The organism is Microbacterium sp. APC 3901 (assembly GCF_030407765.1).
Classification (GTDB): Bacteria; Actinomycetota; Actinomycetes; order Actinomycetales; family Microbacteriaceae; genus Microbacterium.
Map to the genome: position 1 here is coordinate 1,993 of NZ_JASDCU010000028.1, position 3,634 is coordinate 5,626.

General features: G+C 54.2%; 2 rRNA genes. Both read left to right on the forward strand.

The window, feature by feature from the left end:
* The first annotated feature begins 299 nt into the window (after positions 1 to 299).
* A 23S ribosomal RNA gene (locus QMA07_RS16930) occupies positions 300 to 3,403 on the forward strand.
* Between the two features lie 106 nt (positions 3,404 to 3,509).
* A 5S ribosomal RNA gene (rrf, locus tag QMA07_RS16935) occupies positions 3,510 to 3,626 on the forward strand.
* Positions 3,627 to 3,634 lie beyond the last annotated feature (8 nt).

The following is a 3,634-nucleotide window of genomic DNA, read 5'->3' on the forward strand; positions in this document are numbered from 1 at the left end:
CGCTTAGTACACCGCTTGCGGTGGGAACGGGGAGGGTTTCGGGTGTCGCACCTGCACGCTGTTGGGTCCTGAGGGACCGGATGCGATCTTCGGATCGTTTTCGTACCTCTGGGCCTCTTGTTGTTTCCCTTGTGGGGGGAGCGGGAAGGGGTACCGCCCGTACTTTGAGAACTACACAGTGGACGCGAGCATCTTGCAGCCGGCTTTTGTCGGTTGCACAAGATGATCTTAAAGATCATTAGTCAATTTCAAGCCAGGCCTTGTGTCTGGTGTCGATTCTGATTCAAACTCATGTGATTTATCAAGTCTTTAAGAGCAAACGGTGAATGCCTTGGCATCTGGAGCCGAAGAAGGACGTAGCAATCTGCGATAAGCCTCGGGGAACTGATAAGCAAGTTTTGATCCGAGGGTGTCCGAATGGGGAAACCCCGCTGGGCGGCGTGCCGACCTAGTGACTCCCGCCTGAATATATAGGGCGGGTAGAGGGAACGTGGGGAAGTGAAACATCTCAGTACCCACAGGAAGAGAAAGCAACCGCGATTCCGTTAGTAGTGGCGAGCGAAACCGGAACAGGCTAAACCTAGCGTGTGTGATAGCCGGCAGGCGTTGCACGTTGGGGGTTGTGGGACTTTTCAGTCATCTCTGCCGAGATGGCGGCGTTACACGATGGTATAGACGAACGGTCTTGAAAGGCCGGTCATAGAGGGTGCCAACCCCGTAGTCGAAATGCCAACCGTGGCGCGAAGAGTATCCCAAGTAGCACGGGGCCCGTGAAATCCCGTGTGAATCTGTCAGGACCACCTGATAAGCCTAAATACTCCCAGATGACCGATAGCGGACAAGTACCGTGAGGGAAAGGTGAAAAGTACCCCGGGAGGGGAGTGAAATAGTACCTGAAACCGTTTGCTTACAAACCGTTGGAGCAGCCTTAGTAGCTGTGACAGCGTGCCTTTTGAAGAATGAGCCTGCGAGTTAGCGATATGTGGCGAGGTTAACCCGTTGAGGGGTAGCCGTAGCGAAAGCGAGTCTGAATAGGGCGATTCAGTCGCATGTCCTAGACCCGAAGCGAAGTGATCTATCCATGGCCAGGTTGAAGCGACGGTAAGACGTCGTGGAGGACCGAACCCACTTAGGTTGAAAACTGAGGGGATGAGCTGTGGATAGGGGTGAAAGGCCAATCAAACTTCGTGATAGCTGGTTCTCTCCGAAATGCATTTAGGTGCAGCGTTGCGTGTTTCTTGCCGGAGGTAGAGCTACTGGATGGCCGATGGGCCCTACAAGGTTACTGACGTCAGCCAAACTCCGAATGCCGGTAAGTGAGAGCGCAGCAGTGAGACTGTGGGGGATAAGCTTCATAGTCGAGAGGGAAACAACCCAGACCACCAACTAAGGTCCCAAAGCGCGTGCTAAGTGGGAAAGGATGTGGAGTTGCCTTGACAACCAGGAGGTTGGCTTAGAAGCAGCCACCCTTGAAAGAGTGCGTAATAGCTCACTGGTCAAGTGATTCCGCGCCGACAATGTAACGGGGCTCAAGCACGCCACCGAAGTTGTGGCATTGACATTATTGGTAGGCCTTCGTGGTCCAGCCGTGTTGATGGGTAGGAGAGCGTCGTGTGGCCAGCGAAGCGGCGGTGTAAACCAGCCGTGGAGGCTACACGAGTGAGAATGCAGGCATGAGTAGCGAAAGACGTGTGAGAAACACGTCCTCCGAAAGACCAAGGGTTCCAGGGTCAAGCTAATCTTCCCTGGGTAAGTCGGGACCTAAGGCGAGGCCGACAGGCGTAGTCGATGGACAACGGGTTGATATTCCCGTACCGGCGAAGAACCGCCCCAACTAATCCAGTAGTGCTAAGTGTCTGAATCCCAGTGACTGATCCCTTCGGGGTGACGCGTTGGGCCTAGCGCACGACCCCATTCTGGTGCGGTTAGCGTATTAACAGGTGTGACGCAGGAAGGTAGTCCAGCCGGGCGATGGTTGTCCCGGTGCAAGTGCGTAGGCCGAGAGATAGGCAAATCCGTCTCTCACAGAGGCTGAGACACGATGCGGATAGAAAGTGGATGATCCTATGCTGCCAAGAAAAGCATCGACGCGAGGTTCAAGCCGCCCGTACCCCAAACCGACTCAGGTGGTCAGGTAGAGAATACCAAGGAGATCGAGAGAATCGTGGTTAAGGAACTCGGCAAAATGCCCCCGTAACTTCGGGAGAAGGGGGGCCTTCGACGTATTAGGACTTGCTCCGAAAGCGTTTGGAGGCCGCAGAGACTAGTGGGTAGCGACTGTTTACTAAAAACACAGGTCCGTGCCAAGTCGCAAGACGATGTATACGGACTGACGCCTGCCCGGTGCTGGAAGGTTAAGAGGACCGGTTAGCCGCAAGGCGAAGCTGAGAATTTAAGCCCCAGTAAACGGCGGTGGTAACTATAACCATCCTAAGGTAGCGAAATTCCTTGTCGGGTAAGTTCCGACCTGCACGAATGGCGTAACGACTTCCCAACTGTCTCAACCGCGAACTCGGCGAAATTGCATTACGAGTAAAGATGCTCGTTACGCGCAGCAGGACGGAAAGACCCCGTGACCTTTACTATAGCTTTGTATTGGTGTTCGGTGTGGCTTGTGTAGGATAGGTGGGAGACTGTGAAGCATGGACGCCAGTTCATGTGGAGTCATTGTTGAAATACCACTCTGGTCACTCTGGATATCTAACTTCGAACCGTAATCCGGTTCAGGGACAGTGCATGGTGGGTAGTTTAACTGGGGCGGTTGCCTCCCAAAAAGTAACGGAGGCGCCCAAAGGTTCCCTCAACCTGGTTGGCAATCAGGTGTCGAGTGTAAGTGCACAAGGGAGCTTGACTGTGAGACTGACAGGTCGAGCAGGGACGAAAGTCGGGACTAGTGATCCGGCAGTGGCTTGTGGAAGCGCTGTCGCTCAACGGATAAAAGGTACCTCGGGGATAACAGGCTGATCTTGCCCAAGAGTCCATATCGACGGCATGGTTTGGCACCTCGATGTCGGCTCGTCGCATCCTGGGGCTGGAGTAGGTCCCAAGGGTTGGGCTGTTCGCCCATTAAAGCGGTACGCGAGCTGGGTTTAGAACGTCGTGAGACAGTTCGGTCCCTATCCGCTGCGCGCGTAGGAAATTTGAGAGGATCTGACCCTAGTACGAGAGGACCGGGTTGGACGAACCTCTGGTGTGTCAGTTGTTCCGCCAGGAGCACCGCTGATTAGCTACGTTCGGGATGGATAACCGCTGAAAGCATCTAAGCGGGAAGCCGGCCTCAAGATGAGATTTCCATACCTTCGGGTGAGAGGCTCCCAGCCAGACTACTGGGTTGATAGGCCAGATGTGGAAGTGCAGTAATGCATGCAGCTGACTGGTACTAATAAGCCGATGACTTGATAACACACCGTTTGTTGGTGCTACGCGTCCACTGAGTGGTTCTCGATGTACGGTCGAGAACCGCATGACAATGACTTTGTTATGTGTTTTGATTGAAACATCTATAGTGTTTCGGCGGCCATAGCGTGAGGGAAACGCCCGGTTACATTCCGAACCCGGAAGCTAAGCCTCACAGCGCCGATGGTACTGCAGGGGGGACCCTGTGGGAGAGTAGGACACCGCCGGACTTCTTTTA